Here is a 19275-nt window from a genome sequence, read left to right on the forward strand (position 1 = left end):
GGTTAACCGGCTTCCACTTGACCCTGACGCGCTCTAGGCGACCTCCGCCAGCTTGAGGTGCTGGATCAGCATGATGGTCTTGGCGTCGACGATGACGCCCTCGGCCACCAGGGCCAGGGCCCGGTCGAGCGGCATCTCCAGGACCTCGATGTCCTCGCCCTCCTCGGCGTGGCCGCCGCCGGCGCCCACCTTGTCGGCGGCCGTATAGTGGGCGGTGAAGAAGCTGAGCTGCTCGGTGACGCTGCCCGGGCTCATATAGACCTTGAAGACCGGGGTGACGGCTGAGAACCGGTAGCCGAGCTCCTCCTCGGCCTCGCGCCTGATGGCGGTCTCCGGATCGTCGGCGTCCAGCAGGCCGGCGGCGGCCTCGATCAGCGGCTCCGGATGGCCGGTGACATAGGCCGGGATGCGGAACTGGCGGGTCAGCAGCACGGTTCCGCGCTCCGGGTCGTAGGGCAGGATCACCGCGCCGTCGCCGCGGTCGTAGGTCTGGCGCACCTGGGTCTCCCAGGTCCCGTCGCGGCGGCGATAGTCGAAGGTCACCCGTTTCAGGGTCGCCCACTCGTCGGAGAGGGTGTGGAAGGCGAGGTTGCGGACCTGGTCGCTCATCTGGTCTCCGTGGGGGGCCAGCCTTCGGCGCCCCGCTCACCTCACGGTGGCATGGGCCGGCGCGACGGCCAAGCCGCCCAGGGAGGGCCGGGCCTCAGAAGAACGGGCTGAGGGGCTCGCCGTCCTCGTTGGAGAGCATCAGGCTGGCGACGTCCGGCGACAGGGCGGGGAGTTGCTCGGCGCTGACCCAGGCCATGAAGCGCGGGTTGGCCACAGGCCCGGTGTCGAAGCCGGGGCCGCCGGCCAGCCGGAAATCGGCCGGACCGCACCAGTCCCAGGCCCGCTCGCCCTTGCGCGCCGCCACGCCGGCGAAGACCAGGGCGTCCCCCAGGTCGCGGCTCTCATTGAGCGTGACGCGGGCCAGGGTGCGGCCGAAGCGGTCATGGCCTTCGCGCACGAGTTCGACGCGGGCGGCGTGGCTCACTAGGTCCTGCGCCTTGGCGGCGGCCTGGACCCCCAGGGCGCCCTCCCCCCAGCAGCGGGCCTCCGGCGGCAGTTCCGGGGCGTCGACATTGGCCAGCCGCACCCCCTCGCCGTCCACCACCAGGGTGTCGCCGTCCAGCACGCGCACGACCGCGTGCGCCCGCGCGTCATGCGGGGGCGAGCCGGGAACAGCGGAGCAGCCGCAGAGGCATGCTGCGGCGAGCAGGATGAGGTGGCGCATGAACATTGGAATGGGGCTCCCCGCCCCGGACGGGCTTCTTAGGCCTTCGCGCGGGCCGAGCCAGCCCCCTGCAACGCCAGATCGGTCTTTTCACAGACAGTGAGGCCTGGGCGCTACAGGGTGAAGCTTGCCATGCCCGCGGACTGGGCATATTGATAACTGACCAGTCAGTTATTAGTGAGCGTCGATGCTCCCCGTCCTCCCCGCCGGCCAGCCCAAGTTCCGCCGCCGCAAGGCCGACCGCCCCGACGAGATCATCGCCGCGGCCTTCGAGGTGTTCGCTCAGAAGGGGTTCGCCGCCGCCCGGCTGGACGACATCGCCGCCCGGGCGGGGGTCTCCAAGGGGGCGATCTATCTGTACTTCGCCACCAAGGAGGACATCTTCCGCGCCGTGGTGGACCAGGGGGTGGCCCCCAACCTGGCCCACATCCAGGCCCTGGCCGGCGCGCCCAACTTTCCCGACACCCTGCGCGGCGCCGTGGGCCTCATCGCCCACCTGGCCGGCGCCACGCCGCTCGGGGGGATCGTGAAGATGGTCATCGGCGAGGCCCGAAACTTCCCGGAGCTGGCCCGGGTCTGGCACGACCGGCTGATCGTCCCGGCCCTGGGAGGCCTGACCGCCGCCATCGCCGCGGCCCAGGCGCGCGGCGAGATCCGCCCCGGCGACCCGCGCCACTACGCCGTCTCCCTGATCTCACCCCTGCTGGTGGGGGTGATCTGGCGCGAGACCTTCCTGCCCATCGGGGCCGAGCCCTTCGACCTGCCGGCCCTGGCCACCCAACACGTCGAGACCCTGCTGCGGGGAATGGTCCCATGAAACAACGCCTCCTCGTCATCGTCCTGCTGCTGGCCGCCGCGGCCATGGTCGGCGCGCTGTTCCTGGTCCCGCGCCTGAACCGCACGGCCGTCCTCTCGGGCTATGTGGAGGGCGAGCCGCTCTATCTGGCCGCCCCGGTCTCGGGCGCGGTGGCCGAGATCAGGGTCCAGCGCGGCGACCGGGTGAAGGCCGGCGACCGCCTCTTCGTGGTCGATCCCAAACAGCTCACCGCCCAGCGCGCCCAGGCCCAGGCCGAGGTGGGCGCCGCCGAGGCCCAGGCGCAGGACGCCCGCAAGGGGCTGCGCCCCCTCGAACTGGCCGTCTATGACGCCAACATCGCCGCCGCCGAGGCCCGGGCCCGCGACGCCGCGGCCGACATGCGCCGGGTCCAGCCCCTGGTGCGCAAGGGCATCTATGCCCCCGCACGCCTGGACGATGTCCGCGCCGCCCTGCAGACCGCCAACGCCCAGCTCGTCGCCGCCCGCCGGCAGCGGGACGCCGCGGCCCTGGGCGCCCGCGAGGGCCAGGTCCAGGCCGCCGACAGCCGCGTGGCCCAGGCCCAGGCCGGCCTTTCGGCCGCCGACGCCCGCCTCTCCGACCTCGCCCCCGTCGCCCCGTCCGACGCGCGGGTGGAGGAGGTCTTCTTCCAGAAGGGCGAATGGGCCAGCGCCAACCAACCGGTCCTGTCCCTGCTGCCCGACGACCGCATCAAGCTGCGCTTCTTCGTCCCTGAGCGTAGCCTCTCGGCCTATCGCATCGGCGCGACGGTGCGCTTCGCCTGCGACGGCTGCGCCAAGGGAATGAGCGCCCGGATCACCTTCGTCAGCCCCCGCCCGGAGTTCACCCCGCCGGTCATCTACAGCCGCGAGGCCCGCGACCGACTGGTCTACATGGTGGAGGCCCGCCCCTCCGCCCGGCTCAACCCCGGCCAGCCGGTGGACGTGACGCCCCTGGGAGCGGCCCGGTGACGCTCGCCATCGACGTCCATGGGCTGAACAAGAGCTTCGGCGACAAGCACGTCGTCCAGGACGTCTCCATCCAGGTGGAGCACGGCCGCATCTGCGGCTTCCTCGGCCCCAACGGCTCGGGCAAGACCACCACCCTGCGGATGCTCTGCGGCCTGCTCACCCCCGACAGCGGAACCGGGACCTGCCTGGGCCTCGACATCATCGGGGAGGCGAACGCCATCAAGCGCCAGACCGGCTACATGACCCAGAAGTTCTCGCTCTACGAGGACCTGACCCTGGAGGAGAACCTGATGTTCTCCGCCCGAGTCCACGAGCTGGACCAACGCAAGGAGCGGGTGATCCACGCCCTGGAGCGCCTGGGCCTGCTGGAGCGGCGCAGCCAGCTGGCCGGGACCCTGTCGGGCGGCTGGAAGCAGCGGCTGGCCCTGGCCACCGCCACCCTGCACGAGCCCAAGCTGCTGCTGCTGGACGAGCCCACCGCCGGGGTCGACCCCAAGGCCCGCCGCACCTTCTGGGACGAGATCCACGCGCTCTCCGCCGAGGGCCTGACCGTGCTGGTCTCCACCCACTACATGGACGAGGCCGAGCGCTGTCACGAGATCGCCTACATCGCCTATGGCAAGCTGATCGCCCGCGGCACGGCCGACGAGGTGGTCGCCCGCTCCAACCTGGTGACCTTCAACGGCGAGGGGCCGGGGATCGACCGGCTGTCGGGGGAGCTGGCGGCCCGCCCCGGTGTCGAGATGGCCGCCCCCTTCGGCGCCGCCCTGCACGTCAGCGGTTCCGACCGCGCCGCCCTGGAGGCCGCCATCGCCCCCTATCGCCGCGCGCCGTTCCGCTGGACCGAGGTCGACCCCACCCTGGAGGACGTCTTCATCCAGCTGATGGAAGGCGCGGAGGACAACTTCCGATGAACGGATTCTCCGCGACCCGGGTCTGGGCGGTGCTGATCAAGGAGTTCAAGCAGCTCACCCGCGACCGCCTGACCTACGCCATGATCCTGGCCCTGCCGGTGATCCAGCTGCTGCTGTTCGGCTACGCCATCAATTCCGAGCCCCGCCACCTGCCCACGGCGGTCCTCGTGCAGGAGGATAGCGTCTTCGCCCGCTCGATCCTGTCGTCCTTGCGCAACAGCGCCTATTTCGACCTCACGGCCCAGGCCCGCACACCGGCAGAGCTGGACGAGATGATCCGCCGCGGCGACGTCCAGTTCGCCATCACCATCCCCGGCGACTTCACCCGCCGGGTGGCCCGCGGCGACAAGGCCCAGATCCTGGTGGAGGCCGACGCCACCGACCCCTCGGCCACTGGCGGCGCGGTGGCAGCCCTCGCCGCCCTGCCCGCCCAGGCGCTCGCCGCCGACCTGAAGGGCGCCCTGGCCCCCAGGGGCCGCGCCCCGCCGGCCTTCGAGGTCGTGGTCCACCGCCGCTATAATCCCGAGGCGGTCACCGCCTACAACATCGTGCCGGGCCTGCTGGGGGTGATCCTCTCCATGACCCTGGTCATGATGACCTCGCTGAGCGTCACCCGCGAGACCGAACGCGGCACCATGGAGAGCCTGCTGGCGACGCCCGTCGAACCGATCGAGGTGATGATTGGAAAACTGGCCCCCTATGTCCTGGTGGGGGTGGCCCAGGCGGTGATCATCCTGGTCATCGCCAAGCTGCTGTTCCACGTGCCGATGATGGGGGGCTGGATCGGTCTGACCCTGGGGGTGACCCTGTTCATCGTGGGCTCCCTGGCGCTGGGCTTCCTGATCTCCACGGCGGCGCAGTCGCAGCTCCAGGCCATGCAGATGAGCTTCTTCTACATCATGCCCTCGATCCTGCTCTCGGGCTTCATGTTCCCCTTCCGCGGCATGCCTGCCTGGGCCCAGGCCATCGGCCAGGTGATCCCGGTCACCCATTTCCTTCGGGTGGTCCGCGGCGCCCTGCTCAAGGGCCAGAGCCTCGCCGACATGTGGCGCGAGCTGCTGGCCCTGCTGGCCTTCGTCTGCGTCGTCACGGCGCTCGCCATGGCGCGGTATCGGCGCACCCTGGACTGAATTGACGCAAGGGGTGCGGCGCCGCTTGCCGACCGCCGATTCCCACCCCAACTTGAGGCCATGAGTCATCGCCCGACCGGCGCGCCGCCGCCCCGCCTCGTGGCGGTGCTGGGGCCGACAAACACCGGCAAGACCCACCTCGCCGTCGAGCGGATGATGGGCCACGCCTCGGGGATGATCGGCCTGCCGCTGCGGCTGCTGGCCCGGGAGATCTACGACCGCATCGTCAAGGCGCGCGGGGCGCGCTGTGTGGCCCTGATCACCGGCGAGGAGAAGATCGTCCCGCCCCGGGCCGTCTATTTCGTCTGCACCGTCGAGGCCATGCCGCTCAGCCGGGAGGTGGAGTTCCTGGCGGTGGACGAGATCCAGCTGTGCGCCGACCCGGAGCGCGGCCACGTCTTCACCCACCGCCTGCTGCACGCGCGGGGCACCTACGAGACCATGCTGATGGGCGCCGGCACCATGGCGCCCTTGATCCGTCGCCTGCTGCCGAGCGCGGAGATCGTCACCCGGGAGCGGTTCTCCAGCCTGACCTATGCGGGACCGAAGAAGCTGACCCGCCTGCCGCGCCGCTCGGCCGTCGTCGCCTTCTCCGCAGACCAGGTCTACGCCATCGCCGAACTGATCCGCCGTCAGCGGGGCGGCGCGGCCGTGGTGATGGGCTCCCTCAGCCCCCGCACCCGCAACGCCCAGGTGGCCCTCTACCAGTCGGGCGAGGTGGACTTTCTGGTGGCTACCGACGCCATCGGCATGGGGCTGAACATGGACGTCGACCACGTGGCCTTCGCCGGGCTGCGCAAGTTCGACGGCAAGCGCACCCGCTACCTGCATCCACAGGAGGTGGGCCAGATCGCCGGCCGCGCCGGGCGTTTCCGCACCGACGGGACCTTCGGCGTCACCGGCGAGTGCGAGGACATGGACGCCGACCTCGTCGAGGCCGTGCAGGAGCACCGCTTCCAGCCGGTGGCCGCCGCCGAATGGCGCAACGCCAAGCTCGACTTCACCTCGCTCTCCAGCCTGATGTCCTCGCTGGCCGCACCTCCCACCTTCGAGGCCCTGAAGGCTTCAGCCGAGAGCCTGGATGAGGTCACCCTGCGCCAGCTGGCGGGCGACCCCGACATCGCCGACCGCTGCCGCGACCGGCCCTCCCTGATGCGGCTGTGGGACGTCTGCCAGACCCCGGACTTCCGTAAGCAGAGCCACGAGGAGCATCTGCGGCTGACCCGCGAGTTCTTCCACCATCTCACCCGCCGCGACCGCAGGATTCCCGAGGACTGGATCGCCGGCCAGTACCGTCACCTGGACCGCACCGACGGGGAGATCGACACCCTGTCGGCCCGCCTGGCCAGCGTGCGGACACTGGCCTATGTCGCCAACCGCCCCGACTGGCTGGCGGACGCGCAGGGCTGGCAGGCCAGGACCCGGGTGCTGGAGGACAAGCTCTCCGACACCCTGCACGAGAAGCTGATGGCCCGCTTCGTGGACCGCCGCACCAGCGCCCTGATGCGCGGCCTGCGCGTCCGCGACGACATGTTGGCCGGCGTGGCCGAGGACGGCACGGTCACCGTCGAGGGCCACTATGTCGGCAAGCTGAAGGGCGTCACCTTCGAGGCCGAGCACGGCGCCTCCATCCTGGAGGAAAAGGCCCTGCGCGCCGCCGCCACCCTGGCGGTGGGGCCGGAGATCGCCAAGCGCCTGGGCCAGCTGGCCGGCGAGGCCGACGACGCCTTCCGCCTGACCCCGGACGGCCTGGTCCTGTGGCGCGGCCAGGCGGCCGGCGCCATCTCCGGCGGTTCGCCCTTCGCGCCGCGCGTGCGGCTGCTGGGGGAGTTGGGCAATCCCGCCGCCCGCGAACGCGCCGCGCGCCGGCTGGAGGCCTTCCTCGCCGCCGAGGCGGTCCGCCGGCTGGGCGCTCTGCGCCGGCTGGAGACCGCCGTCTCGGAAGGCAGGATCAAGGGCCTGGCCCGCGGCCTCGCCTACCGCCTGATCGAGGCCGGCGGCGTCCTCGACCGCACCACGGTCCACGCCGAGACCAAGGCGCTCAGCCAGGTGGAGCGCCGCATGCTCAAGGGCCTGGGCGTGCGGCTGGGCCACTTCACCCTCTATCTGCCGGCCATGCTGCGGCCGGAGGCGCTGAGCTTCGTCCAGGGCTTCGCCGACAAGGCCTGGCGCCCGCCGACCGAGGTGATCAGCCGCCTGCCTGAGCCGGCCCCCGGTCCGACGGCGCTGGCCGCCTTCGGCCTGCGGGCCGTGGGCCGGCTGGCCGTGCCGGTGGAGGCCCTGGAGCGGATGGACGACCTGATGCGGGCCGCCAAGCCCGGCCAGCTCACCGACGCCGACCGCGAGGCCCTGGGTTGGAGCGAGCAGGAGACCCGGGACATCCTGCGCGCCCTCGGTTTCGCCCCCACCACCAAGCCCAAGGCCGGCGAGGCCATGGTGTGGCGCCGCCGGGGCGAGAAGCCGGACCTGCGCCCGAGCGCGCCGTCGCTCAATTCGCCCTTCTCGGCCCTGGCCGCCCTGAAGGACAAACCCGCCCCCGCCCGCCGTCCGCGCCGTCGCCGCAAGGGCAAGGCCGCCAATCCATGAGTGAGACGGGCTGCCGCGCCGATGTCTGGCTGTGGCGGGCGCGGTTCTTCAAGACCCGCTCGCTGGCCGCCAAGTTCCTGGACGAGGGCAAGGTCCGCCTCACCCGCGCCGGCGCCGAGACCCGGATCGACAAGTGCGCGCGGCCCGTGAAGATCGGAGATCAGCTGGTCTTCGCGGTCGGGGGCCGCCTCATCGCCGTGTCGGTGGAGGGGCTGGGGGAACGCCGGGGACCGCCGGCTGAGGCGCGGGGGCTGTATTCCACGCTGGACTAGGTCTTCCTCCGCGGCCGCACCGCGTCCCGCAGGGCCACCAGCATCAACGGGGTCCAGCTCAGGGCCAGCGCCCCGGTCATCAGATAGGCCCGGCTGTTGTCGATGGCCGCGAAGGCCGTGCCGGCCATGGGGAGCAGGAGTAGCATGGCCAGGACGGGCCTGGGCGCTGCGCCGGCCATGCAGATCCGTGACAGCAGGAAGGCGTGCAGGGCCAGGCCGGCGAACTTGATCCAGGCGCCCAGGCTGGAGCGGAACAGCAGGTCGGTCGAGCCGTCCACCGCCTGGGTGATCCGCAGCAGGGTGATCGTCTCCAGATAGTCGCCCGCCAGGGCGACCAGGGCCACGCCGATGGCGCCCAGAACCAATGGCTTCTTGAAGCGCCCGCCCAGGAACATCGCCGCGCAGATCGCGAAGGCGGTGTAGGCGGGGATATAGGCCCTCACATCGAGGTGGTTCACCGCGTCCATGGCCGTCACGACGGGCGCCCGGCAGGCGTCGGCGGGCGGGCCGAACACCTTCAGAAGCTGATCGAGCGTCCGGGCGAGCTCGAAGTCCACCACCTTGCCCGGCGCCCAGCAGCCCCCGGCCGCGGCCACCTCCGGTAGCATCTGGAAAGCGAAGGTGACCGCCAGGGTCGCGACGCCCGTCAGGACGGTGAGCGCCGCCCACAGGCGATGTGATCGGTCTTCCATGGCTTCCCCCCTTGGACGCGGGGGGAGCTTAGCGGCGCCGGCGCGGGCTGTCGCCTGGCCCCGCGGGACCCGCGGCGCAGGTTGCGGCAGGCTGTCGCAGGGGCGGAACTTGCCTCATTCCAGCCCAAAGGCGATGGCACTGGCGACCGACGACGCAGAGGGGCGACCCGCCACATGACCATCACACTGGGACGGCGCGACCTGATGCGCCTTGGAACCGGGGCCGCCCTGGCCGCCGCCGCGCCGGCCGCCGCCTGGGCCTCCGTGACGCCCTTGCCCGGCGCCCAGGTGCGCCGCGCCGTGCTGCACAACCTGCACACCGGCGACACCTTCAACGAGGTCTATTTCGAGGGCGGCCGCTATGTCCCTCAGGCCCTGGCCCAGGCGATGCGGGTGCTCCGTGACTGGCGTAACGGCGAAGAGCACGTCATGGATCCCCGCCTGTTCGACGCCCTGCACGCCATCAACGCCAAGCTCGACACCAACCGACCCTTCCAGATCATTTCCGGCTACCGCTCGCCCAAGACCAACGCCATGCTGCATGCTCGCAGCTCCGGGGTCGCCTCCCACAGCCAGCACATGCTGGGCAAGGCCGCCGATGTGCGCATCGAGGGCGTCGATCTGCGCAACCTGCAGAAGGCCGCCCTCAGCGTCGCGGCCGGCGGAGTCGGCTTCTATCCGTCGTCCAACTTCGTCCACGTGGACGTGGCGCGGGTTCGCCAGTGGACCGGCGCCTGAGGCCTCCTATCGCCGTAGTCGCCACGGTCGTCTTGCCCTAGCCTCCTCCGTCCGGCCCCGGAGGAAACGCAGATGCCCAAGGTTCTCGCCCCCCTGCTGGGGGCCCTGCTCAGCCTCTCCAGCCTGACCGCCCTGGCCGCCCCAGCCCAGGAGAGCCGCGCGGTCGCGGGCCTAGCCGCCCCGGCCGAGATTCGCGTCGACACCTGGGGCATCCCCCACATCTATGCCGGCAGCGTCCGCGACGCCTTTTTCCTGCAGGGGTACAACGTCGCCCGCGACCGGCTCTGGCAGATCGACCTGTGGCGCAAGCGCGGGCTGGGCCTGCTGTCCAAGGACTTCGGCCCGACCTATGTGGCCCAGGATCGCGCCGCGCGCCTGTTCCTCTATCGCGGCGACATGGCCAAGGAATGGGCGGCCTATGGGCCGGGCGCGGAGGCCAACACCGCCGCCTGGGTGGCCGGCGTCAACGCCTTCGTGGACGAGATCACGGCCGGCAAACGCCCCCTGCCGCTGGAATTCAGGATCGCCGGCAGCGCGCCGGACCGCTGGAGCGCCGAGGACGTGGTCCGCATCCGCAGCCATGGCCTGACCCGCAATGTTCCCAACGAGGTCGGCCGCGCCCACATCGCCTGCAAGGCCGGCCTGCCCGCCGCCCGCCTCTACCGCTTCATCGAGCCCAAGTGGACGACCCAGATCCCCGAGGGCCTCGATCCGTGCGCCATCCCCGCCGACGTCCTGGCCGACTACCAGTTGGCCGGCGCCGGGGTGAAGTTCGCGGGACCGCCGGAACAGCGCGCCGCCCTGGAGGTCCCGCCCGAGGCGATCGGGTCGAACAACTGGACGGTCTCGGGTTCGCGCACCGCCACGGGCCGTCCGATCCTGGCCAACGATCCGCACCGCGAGCACGGGGCGCCCAGCCTGCGCTACATCGTGCACCTGAACGCGCCGGGCTTTTCCGTGATCGGCGCCGGGGAGCCGGCCCTGCCCGGGGTCTCCATCGGCCATAACGACAAGATCGCCTTCGGCCTGACCATCTTCCCGGTCGATCAGGAGGATCTCTACGTCTACGAGACCAAGCCCGGCGACCCGGACCAGTACCGCTATGGCGACGGCTGGGAGGCGATGACGGTGGTCAAGGACGCCATCCCGGTGAAGGGCGAGGCGGCCCCGCGGCCCGTCGAACTGCGTTTCACGCGCCACGGGCCGGTGCTGAAGACCACCGAGGCCAAGGCCTTCGCCATCCGCACGGTGTGGAGCCAGCCGGGGACCTCGGCCTATTTCGGCTCCACCGGCTACATGCAGGCCCAGGACTGGAAAGGCTTCAAGGCCGCCCTCGCCGGTTGGGGCGCGCCGTCGGAGAACCAGGCCTATGCCGACACCTCGGGCCACATCGGCTGGGTGGCCGCCGGCATGGTTCCGGCCCGGCCCAACTGGGACGGCCTGCTGCCGGTGCCCGGCGACGGGCGCTATGAATGGAAGGGGTTTCTCGCCCCTGACCAGTTGCCCAGCCAGGCCGATCCCAAACAGGGCTGGTTCGCCTCGGCCAACCAGATGAACCTGCCCAAGACCTACCCCTACGCCGAGCGCAAGGTCGGGTTCGAGTGGTCCAACGCCGCGCGGTTCTCCCGCATCAACGAGGTGCTGGCCGCCAAGCCGAAGCTGACCGTGGCCGACGCCATGGCCCTGCAGACTGACCCCTACGACATCACCTCGCGCCGGCTGATCGCCCTGCTGACGCCCCTGACCTCCGACGAACCGCGCCTCGCGAGCGCCTTGGACATGCTGCGCCGCTGGAACCACCGCACGGCGGTCGACAGCCCCGCCGCGGCCCTGTTCGAGGTCTGGACCGGCAAACACCTGGGCCGCGCCGTGGTCGCGGCCACCACGCCCGAGGAGGCCCGGACGATCATCGGCAATGGCGACCTGGCGGCGGTCATGGAGTTGCTGGAGCACCCCGACGCCACCCTGCCCGCCGCCGCCCGCGACGCGGTCCTGAAGGCCAGCCTGCTGGCAGCCGCCGACGAACTGTCGGCCCGGCTCGGCCCCGACCCCAAGGGCTGGGCCTGGGGCCGGCTGCACCAGGCAAGGTTCGAGCACGCCCTGACCCCCCTGGCCGACGCCGCGCTGGCGCCGAGCCTGGCGGCGGGACCGACCCCCATGGCCGGAACCAGCCTGTCACCCATGGCGGCCACCTGGCGGCCCGGCGATTTCCGGGTGATCGCGGGGGCCTCGTTCCGCATGGTCCTGGACGTCGGCGTCTGGGACAACAGCGTGACCATCAACACGCCCGGCCAGTCGGGGAATCCGGAGAGCCCGCACTACCGCGACCTGTTCCCGAAATGGGTGAAGGGGGACTACGTGCCCCTGCTCTATTCGCGGCCGGCCGTGGAGGCGGCCACCGAAACCGTGATCTCGCTGACGCCGGCGCCGTGACCTATCGCCCCTGACAGATATCCTGGGGCGCGGCGGCATTGACAATCGGGAGCGTGACCGGGAAAACCCGCGCTCTAGATCTGCCGGAGTTCCCAGTGACCTACATCGTCACCGACGCCTGTATAAAATGTAAGTTCATGGACTGCGTGGAGGTGTGTCCGGTGGACTGCTTCTACGAGGGCGAGAACTTCCTGGCGATCAATCCGGACGAGTGCATCGACTGCGGCGTCTGCGAACCCGAGTGCCCGGTGGACGCCATCAAGCCGGACACCGAGGACGAGCCCGACTCCAAGTGGCTGAAGATCAACACCGACTACGCCAAGATCTGGCCCAACATCACGGTGAAGGGCGAGCCTCCGGCCGACGCCGAGGCCTTCGAGCGCGAGACCGGCAAGTTCGAGAAGTACTTCAGCGAGAAGCCCGGCCGCGGCTCCTGAAGCCCCCCTGCGCCGGGGGCGCAAGCCTTTCTTTCGGCTGATTTTTATGTTACAGTCTTAATCGACGTGGGGATCGGCTTTTGCGCCTGCCACGTCGTTTCTGAAGAAGAGCCGTCCCCGGCCGTATGCGCCTCGAAGAGGCGAAGGGTGTCTTAGAGGTCTATTCCGTTCTCATGAATGTTGTTCGCCGCGCGATTTCGCGGAGGGACTTCTTTCGCTTTGAGCTCTCGGAAAACCTGGATGCGCCGGTGGGATTGGACGAGGTCGAAAGGACTTAGCTGATGAGCAAGACTGGTCTGGATTTCGGGGTTGGCGATCACGTCGTCTATCCGGCCCACGGGGTGGGTCAGGTTCAGGGGATCGAAACTCAGGAAGTGGCCGGCTATTCGCTCGAAGTCTACGTCATCACCTTCGACCATGAGAAAATGACCCTGCGCGTCCCGACCGCCAAGGCCCGCACCGCGGGCCTGCGTTCGCTGGCCGAGGGCAATGTCGTCAGCCAGGCGCTCACCACCCTGAAGGGCCGCGCCCGCGTGAAGCGCACCATGTGGTCGCGCCGCGCCCAGGAATACGAAGCCAAGATCAATTCCGGCGACCTGATCTCCATCGCCGAGGTCGTCCGCGACCTGCACCGCGCCGAGAACCAGCCGGAGCAGTCCTATTCCGAACGCCAGCTCTATGAGTCGGCGCTCGACCGCATGGCCCGCGAGGTCGCCGCCATCGAACGCATCGACCGCGACGCCGCCATCGGCATCCTCAACAAGAACCTGATCAAGGCCGTCGCCGCCTAAGGGCTTCGACTCACCGCTGATCTTCGAGACGCCCGGCCCGCAACGGCCGGGCGTTTTCGTTTGGCTATTCGCCCTTCGCCTCGGTGCGGTAGTCGCCGAAGGTCTTGTCCCGCGCGGTCAGGGCCTGGGTCACCCCCTGGCGCATATGGGCCATGTAGTCGCGGCTGGCCGGGGTGTGCCAGCCAAGCGCGTGCAGGTCTGTGCCGGCGCGCAGGCCGGCCCGCAGGCCCATGGCCTCCATTTGCCGGTGGACCAGGCGCTTGTTGAGCTGGGCCAGCTCCGGATCGACCTTGGCGATGCGCTCCGCCATGGCCAGGGTCGCGGCCTCCAACGCGTCGGCGGGATGGGCCCGGTTGGCGAAGCCGAGGCGGACAGCCTCCAGGCCGCTGACCGAGTCGCCGGTGAGCATCAGCTCCATGGCCGCGCGCATGCCCATGAACCAGGCGTGGTACTGATTGTCGGGCGGGCTCATGGTGCGCACCGCCGGGTAGCCGATCTGGGCGTCCTCGGCGACGTAGACGAGGTCGCAGGCCACCGCGAGCTCCGAGCCGCCCGCCAGGCACCAGCCGTGGACCTGGGCGATCACCGGCTTGGCCAGGTCCCAGATGCGGAAGCAACCCTCCACGACGTGGCGCGCCCACTGCCCCTGGCCGCCGGCGGTGTAGTAGGGCAGCTCCCCCAGGCCGGCGAGGTCGTAGCCCGAGGAGAAGCAGGTCCCGGCGCCGCGCAGGATCATCACCCGCACCTCCGGATCGCGGTCGCCCGCCTCCAGGGCCTGGAATATCTCGCCGCGCAGGGCGTTGGAGAGCGCGTTGCGCTTGGCGGGGCGGTTGAGGGTGATGCGCCGGACATGGGGGACGGGATCGTCGGTGAGCAGGATGGGGTCTTCGGCCATGGTCTCTCTCCCTGGATCGTGATTTCGGGCATCCTCACCCCCTGACGTCGCGGCGGGCAAGGAGCGAGCGTGGAGACCAGGACGCCCATCAGTTTCAGCGACCTGCTGGCCCGCCCGCGCGAGACGGCCGACGCCAGGATCGCCTATGGCCCGTTGGACCTTCAGTTCGGCGAGCTGTGGCTGCCCGCGGGCCCGGGACCCCATCCGCTGGTGGTGATGATCCACGGCGGCTGCTGGCTGGCCGAGCTGCCGGGCCTGGAATTGATGGACCAGGCCTGCGCCGACCTGAAGGCTGGCGGCGTGGCGGTCTGGAACCTGGAATACCGCCGCATCGGCCACGCCGGCGGCGGCTATCCCGGCACCTTCCAGGATGTGGCCATCGGGGTGAACCATGTGCGCGGCCTGGCCAGGACCTATCCGCTGGATCTCTCACGCGTGGTGATCGCCGGCCATTCGGCCGGCGGCCACCTGGCCCTGTGGAGCAGCGTGCGAGGCCCCCTGCGCGGGCCCGACCCATTCATCCCCAGGGGCGCGGTCAGCCTGGCCGGGATCATCGACCTGGCCGCCTATCACGCCACCGGGCCGGACGCCTGCGGCGGCCCCGGCACCATCGACGCCCTGGTGGGCGCCGAGGCGCGGCATGGCCAGGACGTCTATGCCGACACCTCACCGCTGGCCCTGTTGCCCCTCGCCCTGCCCTATGCGGTGATCTCCGGCGACCTGGACCCCATCGTGCCCTCCCGGTTCGGCGCGGCCTTCGGGGCGGCGGCCCAGGCCAAGGGCGACGCGGTCAGGGTGCTGAACCTGCCCCAGGCCGGCCACTTCGAGCTGATCGATCCCACCGCCCCCGCCTGGGCCGTCGTGAAGGCCGAGATCAAATCCCGGCTGGCTTGACGTTGGGTCGCGCTTGACGCGCCGCGCCCGCGCCGAAAAGGTCTCGCCAACGACTTAAGGGAGCGACGCGCCATGAAACTCTACGACTCGATGGGACCCAACCCGCACGTGGTGCGCATCTTCATCGCCGAGAAGGGCATGAACATCCCGACCCAGACCGTCGACCTGATGGGCGGCGAGAACCGCAAGCCGCCCTATACCGAGCAGATCAACGCCGCCGGCCAGATCCCGGCCCTGGAACTCGATAATGGCCACAAGGTCTGCGAAATCCTGCCGATCTGCGAGTATCTGGAGGAGATCCAGCCCAATCCGCCGCTGATCGGGACCAATGCCGAGGAGCGGGCCGAGACCCGCATGTGGACCCGGCGCATCGACCTCAACATCTGCGAGCCCATGGCCAACGGCTTCCGCGCCGCCGAGGGCCGCCGGCTGTTCGAGAGCCGCATGAAGCTGGTGGGGGCCGAGGGCGCCGCCGACCTCAAGGCCATCGCCAAGGACCGCCTGCTCTGGCTGGACGGCCAGATGAAGGGCGACTTTGTCTGCGGCGGCCGCTTCACCCTGGCCGACATCCTGCTCTACGGATTCCTGACCTTCGGGGCGACGGTGGGCCAGCCGGTCCCCGACGAGGCCAAGTGGGTCAAGGGCTGGATGGAGCGGGTCAAGGCCCGCCCCAGCGCCGCCGCCTAGGGCCCCGAACGCACCCGGTCCCCCGCGGCCGGGTGCGATGGCGCCAGGTTGTTTACGAAGGACGGCCTAAGATAACGACCTGGTCGCCGACCAGCCGCCTCGGAGCGGGGTGGGGAAGATGCGAGATCCGGCGGGAGGGTCATCGTGAACCGACGCCTGGTGGGGCAGTTTTCCTCCGACTACGTGCTGCGCTGGTTCCGCCTGTCGACCGACCTGTTCGGCGACATCACCACGACGATCATCTTCGCCACCATCACCCAGGCCAACACCGCCTATCTGGATCAGCGGCCCGAGGGGGGCCGGGACTGGGGGACGCTGGACAGGCCCGCGCCGGACAATCTGCGGCGTCCGATCACCGCCCATGCCGCCGCCACGGCGCTCGGCCTTCCCCGCGAGACCCTGCGGCGCAAGCTCAACAGCTTGAAGGCGGAGGGTTACGTCGAGGAGACCCCCGATGGGGTCATCATCCGGGCCGAGGCGATGCTGCGGCCCCCGGTGGTGGCCACCGTGATCGCCAACACCGACCTGGCCCGCGACTTCTGTCTGAGGCTGCAGCGCGCGGGAATTGTCCCCATCGACCGGACGGGCGGCGCCGATCTGGAAGAGCCGCTGCACCGCGCCATCGGACGGGCCACCAACACCTTCTGCCTGCGCTTCCTTGAGAACGTGATGGCGTTGTCGGGGGGCGACCTGATGCTCGGCCTGACGGCCTGCGCCCTGGAGGCGGCCAATATCCGGGGCCTCGCCGAATCTGCCACCGAGCTGGTGGGTCCGATCCGCTCCATTCCCGACAGCGTGCGCGAGCCGATCAGCGCCATGTCCCTGGCCAGGGAGCTCGGCCTGCCCCGCGAGACCACCCGGCGGCACCTGCACCGCCTCATCGCGCTCGGCGTCTGCCGGGCCGCGCCCGGGGGCTTCATCTTCACCGAGGCGCGGCTCGATGCGGATCGGATCACCGCCAGCCTGGGCCGCACCGCGGCCAATGTCCGGCACCTGCACGCCACCTTGATCGGCGCAGGCGTGATGCTGCCGACGCGGGTCGAGCCCGTCCCCGCGCCGGAGACCGCCCTACGCGGCCTGGGCCTCGCGGGCGCGTACTGACGCGCGCTAGTCGGCCGCCGCCGGCGCGGGTTCGACGGTCATCGGTCGCGGTCCCTGCGCCAGTTCCCGGGCCAGGACCTCCCGGTCGAGGTCGCCGTCCCAGCGGGCGACCACCAGGGTGGCCACGCCATTGCCCACCAGGTTGGTCAGCGCCCGGCACTCGCTCATGAACCGGTCTACCCCCACCAGCAGGGCCAAGGCGGCGATCGGGATGTCGGGGATCACCGCCAGGGTGGCCGCCAGGGTGATGAAGCCCGCCCCGGTGACGCCGCTCGCCCCCTTCGACGTCAGCATGGCCACCCCCAGCAGGGTCAGCTCCTGGGTGAGCGTGATGTGGGTGTTGGTGGCCTGGGCCAGGAACAGGGTGGCCAGCGTCATGTAGATGTTGGTGCCGTCGAGATTGAAGCTGTAGCCCGTCGGGATCACCAGGCCCGCCGTGGTCTTGCCCGCCCCCAGCCGCTGCATCTTGTCGATCATCTGCGGCAGGACCGATTCCGAGGAGGAGGTGCCCAGCACGATCAGCAACTCCTCGCGGATATAGGCCAGGAATTTCAGGATCGAGAAACCGGAGAGCCAGGCGATCAGGCCCAGCACCACCAGCACGAAGAGCAGGCTGGTGAGGTAGAAGGTCCCCACCAGGGCCGCCAGCTTCACCAGGGCGGCCACGCCGTACTTGCCGATGGTGAAGCCCATGGCCCCGAAAGCGCCGATCGGCGCCAGGCGCACCACCACCTGGATGATCGAGAAGAAGACCTTGGAGATCTCCTCCAGAGCGCCGGCCACCTTGTCGCCGAAGGTGCCCATCCGCGTGCAGGCCAGGCCGGTGATCACCGCGATCACCAGGACCTGCAGAAGCTGGCCCTCGGCGAAGGCGCCGAAGAAGGTGTCGGGGATCAGGTTGAGCAGGTACTCGGCCAGGCCGGGGGTGTGGTGGGCCTTCTCCAGATAGTCCGCGGCGATCTTGGGATCGAGGGTGGCGGGGTCCACATTGAAGCCCCGGCCCGGCTGGATGACCTTGCCCACCACCAGGCCGATCACCAGGGCGAAGGTGGAGACGATCTCAAAATAAATCAGGGTCTTGGCGCCCAGGCGGCCGAAGGCCTTGAGGTCGCTCATCCGCGCCATGCCCGCGGCGATGGTGCAGAAGATCACCGGGGCGATGGCCATCTTGATCAGCTTGATGAAGCCGTCGCCCAGGGGCTTGAGCGCCACGCCGACATCAGGCCAGAGCCAGCCCACCAGGACGCCCAGGGCGATGCCGATCAGCACCTGCACATAGAGCACCCGAAAATAGCGTAGAGCCCCCATGCGCTTCTCCCCTTTCGCCGCTAGGCGGCGGTGCGCTATCACCCCACCGGTCAGGCCCGGTAGCTCAGCAGGATAGAGCAGCGCTTTCCTAAAGCGAAGGTCAGGGGTTCGAGTCCCTTCCGGGCCGCCATCGCACTCACTTCGGGTCCGGCAGGCCGAGGATGCGTTTGGCGATGATGTTGTTCTGGATCTCGTAGGAGCCGGCGAAGATGGTGTTCGCCTTGCCCGAGAGCCACTCGCGGACATAGGCGAGTTCGGCCGGCTCGAAGGCCTCGCCCTCCCAGGCGAGACCCTGGCCCATGGCCTCCACCAGCAGTTCGGACCGCTCCTGGACGAGGAGCGACGATACATTCTTGAGGATCGAGGTGGCCGCGTTCGGGCCGCCGCCCCCGGCCTCGACGACGGACCTCTGCAGGGTCAGGTTGAAGGCCCTGCGGTCCATCAGGTGCCGGGTGAGCCGGCTGCGGTAGTCGGAATCGGCGATCCGCCCCTGGGCGTCGCGCCCCAGATGCTCGGCGGCCACCGCCTCGATGGCGCGCTGCTCGGTGGCGCGGGCCGGGGCGTCCTCGTTGCGCTGGCGCTCGTACTGCAGCAGGCGTTTGCCCACCGTCCAGCCGCCGTTCAACGGGCCCACCAGATTGGCCTTGGGGACCTTCACGTCGGTGAAGAAGGTCTCGCAGAAGGGCGAACGGCCAGAGATCAGCTGGATGGGGTTCACCCGCACGCCGGACGAACGCATGTCGATCAGCAGGAACGAGATGCCGTCGTGCTTGCGGGTCGGGTCGGTGCGGACCAGGCAGAAGCACCAGTCGGCGTACTGCGCCCCACTGGTCCACAGCTTCTGGCCGTTGACCAGGAAGTGGTCGCCCCGGTCCTCGGCGCGGGTCTGCAGGGAGGCGAGGTCGGAGCCGGCATTGGGCTCGGAATAGCCCTGACACCAGCGGGTCTCGCCGCGGACGATCGGCGGAATGTGCTGCTGCTTCTGCGCCTCGGTCCCGTATTCCAGCAGGGTGGGGCCCAGCATGCGGACCCCCATGCCCCAGCCGATCGGGTTCCAGGCGCCCGCCCGCCGGATCTCCTCGCGCAGCACTCGCGCCTGGGCCGGCGTCAGGCCGCCGCCGCCATAGGCGCTGGGCCAGGTGGGCGTGCCCCAGCCCTTGCCGCACAGGGCCCGCTTCCAGTCGGCGAGGTCTTGCCCGCCCTGGTCGGCCGCCTCCGTCTGGGCCTGCTTTCCGGCCAGGGCCTTGGGGAAGTTGGTGTCCAGCCAGGCCAGAACCTCGGCGCGGAAGGTGTCGAGGGCGAGGGCGGGCGAGAGGTCAGCCGGCATGTATCGGGCCTT

19 protein-coding genes and 1 tRNA gene are annotated in these 19275 nt (G+C 70.2%); 14 read left to right on the forward strand and 6 right to left on the reverse strand.

Features of this window, described 5'->3' with window-relative positions; all coding sequences use genetic code 11:
* Nucleotides 1–33: 33 nt before the first annotated feature.
* Both ACO06I_RS12090 and ACO06I_RS12095 read right to left on the reverse strand, forming a co-directional pair.
* A complete protein-coding gene (locus ACO06I_RS12090) occupies nt 34–609 on the reverse strand; it encodes an NUDIX domain-containing protein (RefSeq protein ID WP_421932816.1) in 576 nt (191 codons plus the stop codon).
* Between the two features lie 94 nt (nt 610–703).
* On the reverse strand, nt 704–1279 hold the full coding sequence (locus tag ACO06I_RS12095; protein WP_421932817.1) for a thermonuclease family protein: 576 nt from the start codon (nt 1277–1279) through the stop codon (nt 704–706).
* Nucleotides 1280–1460: 181 nt separating this feature from the next.
* Between ACO06I_RS12095 and ACO06I_RS12100 the strand changes: the two genes are divergently transcribed.
* Genes ACO06I_RS12100 through ACO06I_RS12125 form a run of 6 tightly spaced genes read left to right on the forward strand, consistent with a single transcriptional unit; the run spans nt 1461 to nt 7960 of the window.
* On the forward strand, nt 1461–2090 hold the full coding sequence (locus ACO06I_RS12100; RefSeq protein WP_421932818.1) for a TetR/AcrR family transcriptional regulator: 630 nt from the start codon (nt 1461–1463) through the stop codon (nt 2088–2090).
* Nucleotides 2087–3058, forward strand: a complete 972-nt coding sequence (locus tag ACO06I_RS12105; protein ID WP_421932819.1) for an HlyD family secretion protein — start codon at nt 2087–2089, stop codon at nt 3056–3058. Before ACO06I_RS12100 ends, ACO06I_RS12105 begins: the two co-directional genes overlap by 4 nt.
* Nucleotides 3055–3972 carry an ABC transporter ATP-binding protein gene (locus ACO06I_RS12110; RefSeq protein ID WP_421932820.1) on the forward strand — a complete coding sequence of 306 codons (918 nt, stop codon included), beginning with the start codon at nt 3055–3057 and terminating at the stop codon, nt 3970–3972. Before ACO06I_RS12105 ends, ACO06I_RS12110 begins: the two co-directional genes overlap by 4 nt.
* Nucleotides 3969–5102 carry an ABC transporter permease gene (locus ACO06I_RS12115; protein ID WP_421932821.1) on the forward strand — a complete coding sequence of 378 codons (1134 nt, stop codon included), beginning with the start codon at nt 3969–3971 and terminating at the stop codon, nt 5100–5102. The genes ACO06I_RS12110 and ACO06I_RS12115 overlap by 4 nt, the downstream gene beginning before the upstream one ends.
* Before the next feature lie 60 nt (nt 5103–5162).
* The gene (locus ACO06I_RS12120; RefSeq protein ID WP_421932822.1) at nt 5163–7688 is read left to right on the forward strand and encodes a helicase-related protein; all 2526 of its coding nucleotides are present in this window, start codon (nt 5163–5165) and stop codon (nt 7686–7688) included.
* Nucleotides 7685–7960 (forward strand): S4 domain-containing protein, encoded by a 276-nt coding sequence (locus ACO06I_RS12125; protein WP_421932823.1) that lies wholly within the window; start codon nt 7685–7687, stop codon nt 7958–7960. Before ACO06I_RS12120 ends, ACO06I_RS12125 begins: the two co-directional genes overlap by 4 nt.
* Here the strand turns inward: ACO06I_RS12125 and ACO06I_RS12130 are convergent.
* Nucleotides 7957–8652 carry a hypothetical protein gene (locus tag ACO06I_RS12130; RefSeq protein WP_421932824.1) on the reverse strand — a complete coding sequence of 232 codons (696 nt, stop codon included), beginning with the start codon at nt 8650–8652 and terminating at the stop codon, nt 7957–7959. The two genes, ACO06I_RS12125 and ACO06I_RS12130, sit on opposite strands and share 4 nt — an antisense overlap.
* Nucleotides 8653–8826: 174 nt before the next feature.
* Here ACO06I_RS12130 and ACO06I_RS12135 point away from each other — a divergent pair, with 174 nt between their 5' ends.
* The 4 genes from ACO06I_RS12135 (at nt 8827) to ACO06I_RS12150 (ending at nt 13051) form a co-directional block, all read left to right on the forward strand.
* A complete protein-coding gene (locus ACO06I_RS12135; protein WP_421932825.1) occupies nt 8827–9390 on the forward strand; it encodes a DUF882 domain-containing protein in 564 nt (187 codons plus the stop codon).
* A gap of 72 nt (nt 9391–9462) precedes the next feature.
* The gene (locus ACO06I_RS12140) at nt 9463–11823 is read left to right on the forward strand and encodes a penicillin acylase family protein (protein ID WP_421932826.1); all 2361 of its coding nucleotides are present in this window, start codon (nt 9463–9465) and stop codon (nt 11821–11823) included.
* Nucleotides 11824–11918: 95 nt separating this feature from the next.
* The gene (fdxA, locus tag ACO06I_RS12145; RefSeq protein ID WP_421932827.1) at nt 11919–12260 is read left to right on the forward strand and encodes a ferredoxin FdxA; all 342 of its coding nucleotides are present in this window, start codon (nt 11919–11921) and stop codon (nt 12258–12260) included.
* A gap of 281 nt (nt 12261–12541) precedes the next feature.
* On the forward strand, nt 12542–13051 hold the full coding sequence (locus tag ACO06I_RS12150; protein ID WP_421932828.1) for a CarD family transcriptional regulator: 510 nt from the start codon (nt 12542–12544) through the stop codon (nt 13049–13051).
* A 64-nt stretch (nt 13052–13115) separates the two neighbouring features.
* Here the strand turns inward: ACO06I_RS12150 and ACO06I_RS12155 are convergent, their stop codons facing one another.
* On the reverse strand, nt 13116–13946 hold the full coding sequence (locus ACO06I_RS12155; RefSeq protein ID WP_421932829.1) for an enoyl-CoA hydratase-related protein: 831 nt from the start codon (nt 13944–13946) through the stop codon (nt 13116–13118).
* Nucleotides 13947–14015: 69 nt separating this feature from the next.
* Between ACO06I_RS12155 and ACO06I_RS12160 the strand changes: the two genes are divergently transcribed.
* From ACO06I_RS12160 to ACO06I_RS12170, 3 genes are all read left to right on the forward strand, one after another.
* Nucleotides 14016–14840, forward strand: a complete 825-nt coding sequence (locus tag ACO06I_RS12160; protein WP_421932830.1) for an alpha/beta hydrolase — start codon at nt 14016–14018, stop codon at nt 14838–14840.
* A gap of 72 nt (nt 14841–14912) precedes the next feature.
* Nucleotides 14913–15527 carry a glutathione S-transferase family protein gene (locus ACO06I_RS12165; RefSeq protein WP_421932831.1) on the forward strand — a complete coding sequence of 205 codons (615 nt, stop codon included), beginning with the start codon at nt 14913–14915 and terminating at the stop codon, nt 15525–15527.
* Between the two features lie 144 nt (nt 15528–15671).
* Nucleotides 15672–16628, forward strand: a complete 957-nt coding sequence (locus tag ACO06I_RS12170; RefSeq protein WP_421932832.1) for a hypothetical protein — start codon at nt 15672–15674, stop codon at nt 16626–16628.
* A gap of 6 nt (nt 16629–16634) precedes the next feature.
* Here ACO06I_RS12170 and ACO06I_RS12175 read toward each other — a convergent pair whose 3' ends face one another.
* Nucleotides 16635–17936, reverse strand: coding sequence for a dicarboxylate/amino acid:cation symporter (locus ACO06I_RS12175; RefSeq protein ID WP_421932833.1), 1302 nt, complete (start codon nt 17934–17936; stop codon nt 16635–16637).
* Between the two features lie 53 nt (nt 17937–17989).
* Here ACO06I_RS12175 and ACO06I_RS12180 point away from each other — a divergent pair.
* A tRNA-Arg gene (locus ACO06I_RS12180) sits at nt 17990–18066 on the forward strand.
* A 6-nt stretch (nt 18067–18072) separates the two neighbouring features.
* Here ACO06I_RS12180 and ACO06I_RS12185 read toward each other — a convergent pair.
* A complete protein-coding gene (locus tag ACO06I_RS12185; RefSeq protein ID WP_421932834.1) occupies nt 18073–19263 on the reverse strand; it encodes an acyl-CoA dehydrogenase family protein in 1191 nt (396 codons plus the stop codon).
* Nucleotides 19264–19275 lie beyond the last annotated feature (12 nt).

The sequence above is a fragment of the Phenylobacterium sp. genome, from assembly GCF_965229015.1.
In the GTDB taxonomy this organism is placed as follows: Bacteria; Pseudomonadota; Alphaproteobacteria; order Caulobacterales; family Caulobacteraceae; genus Phenylobacterium.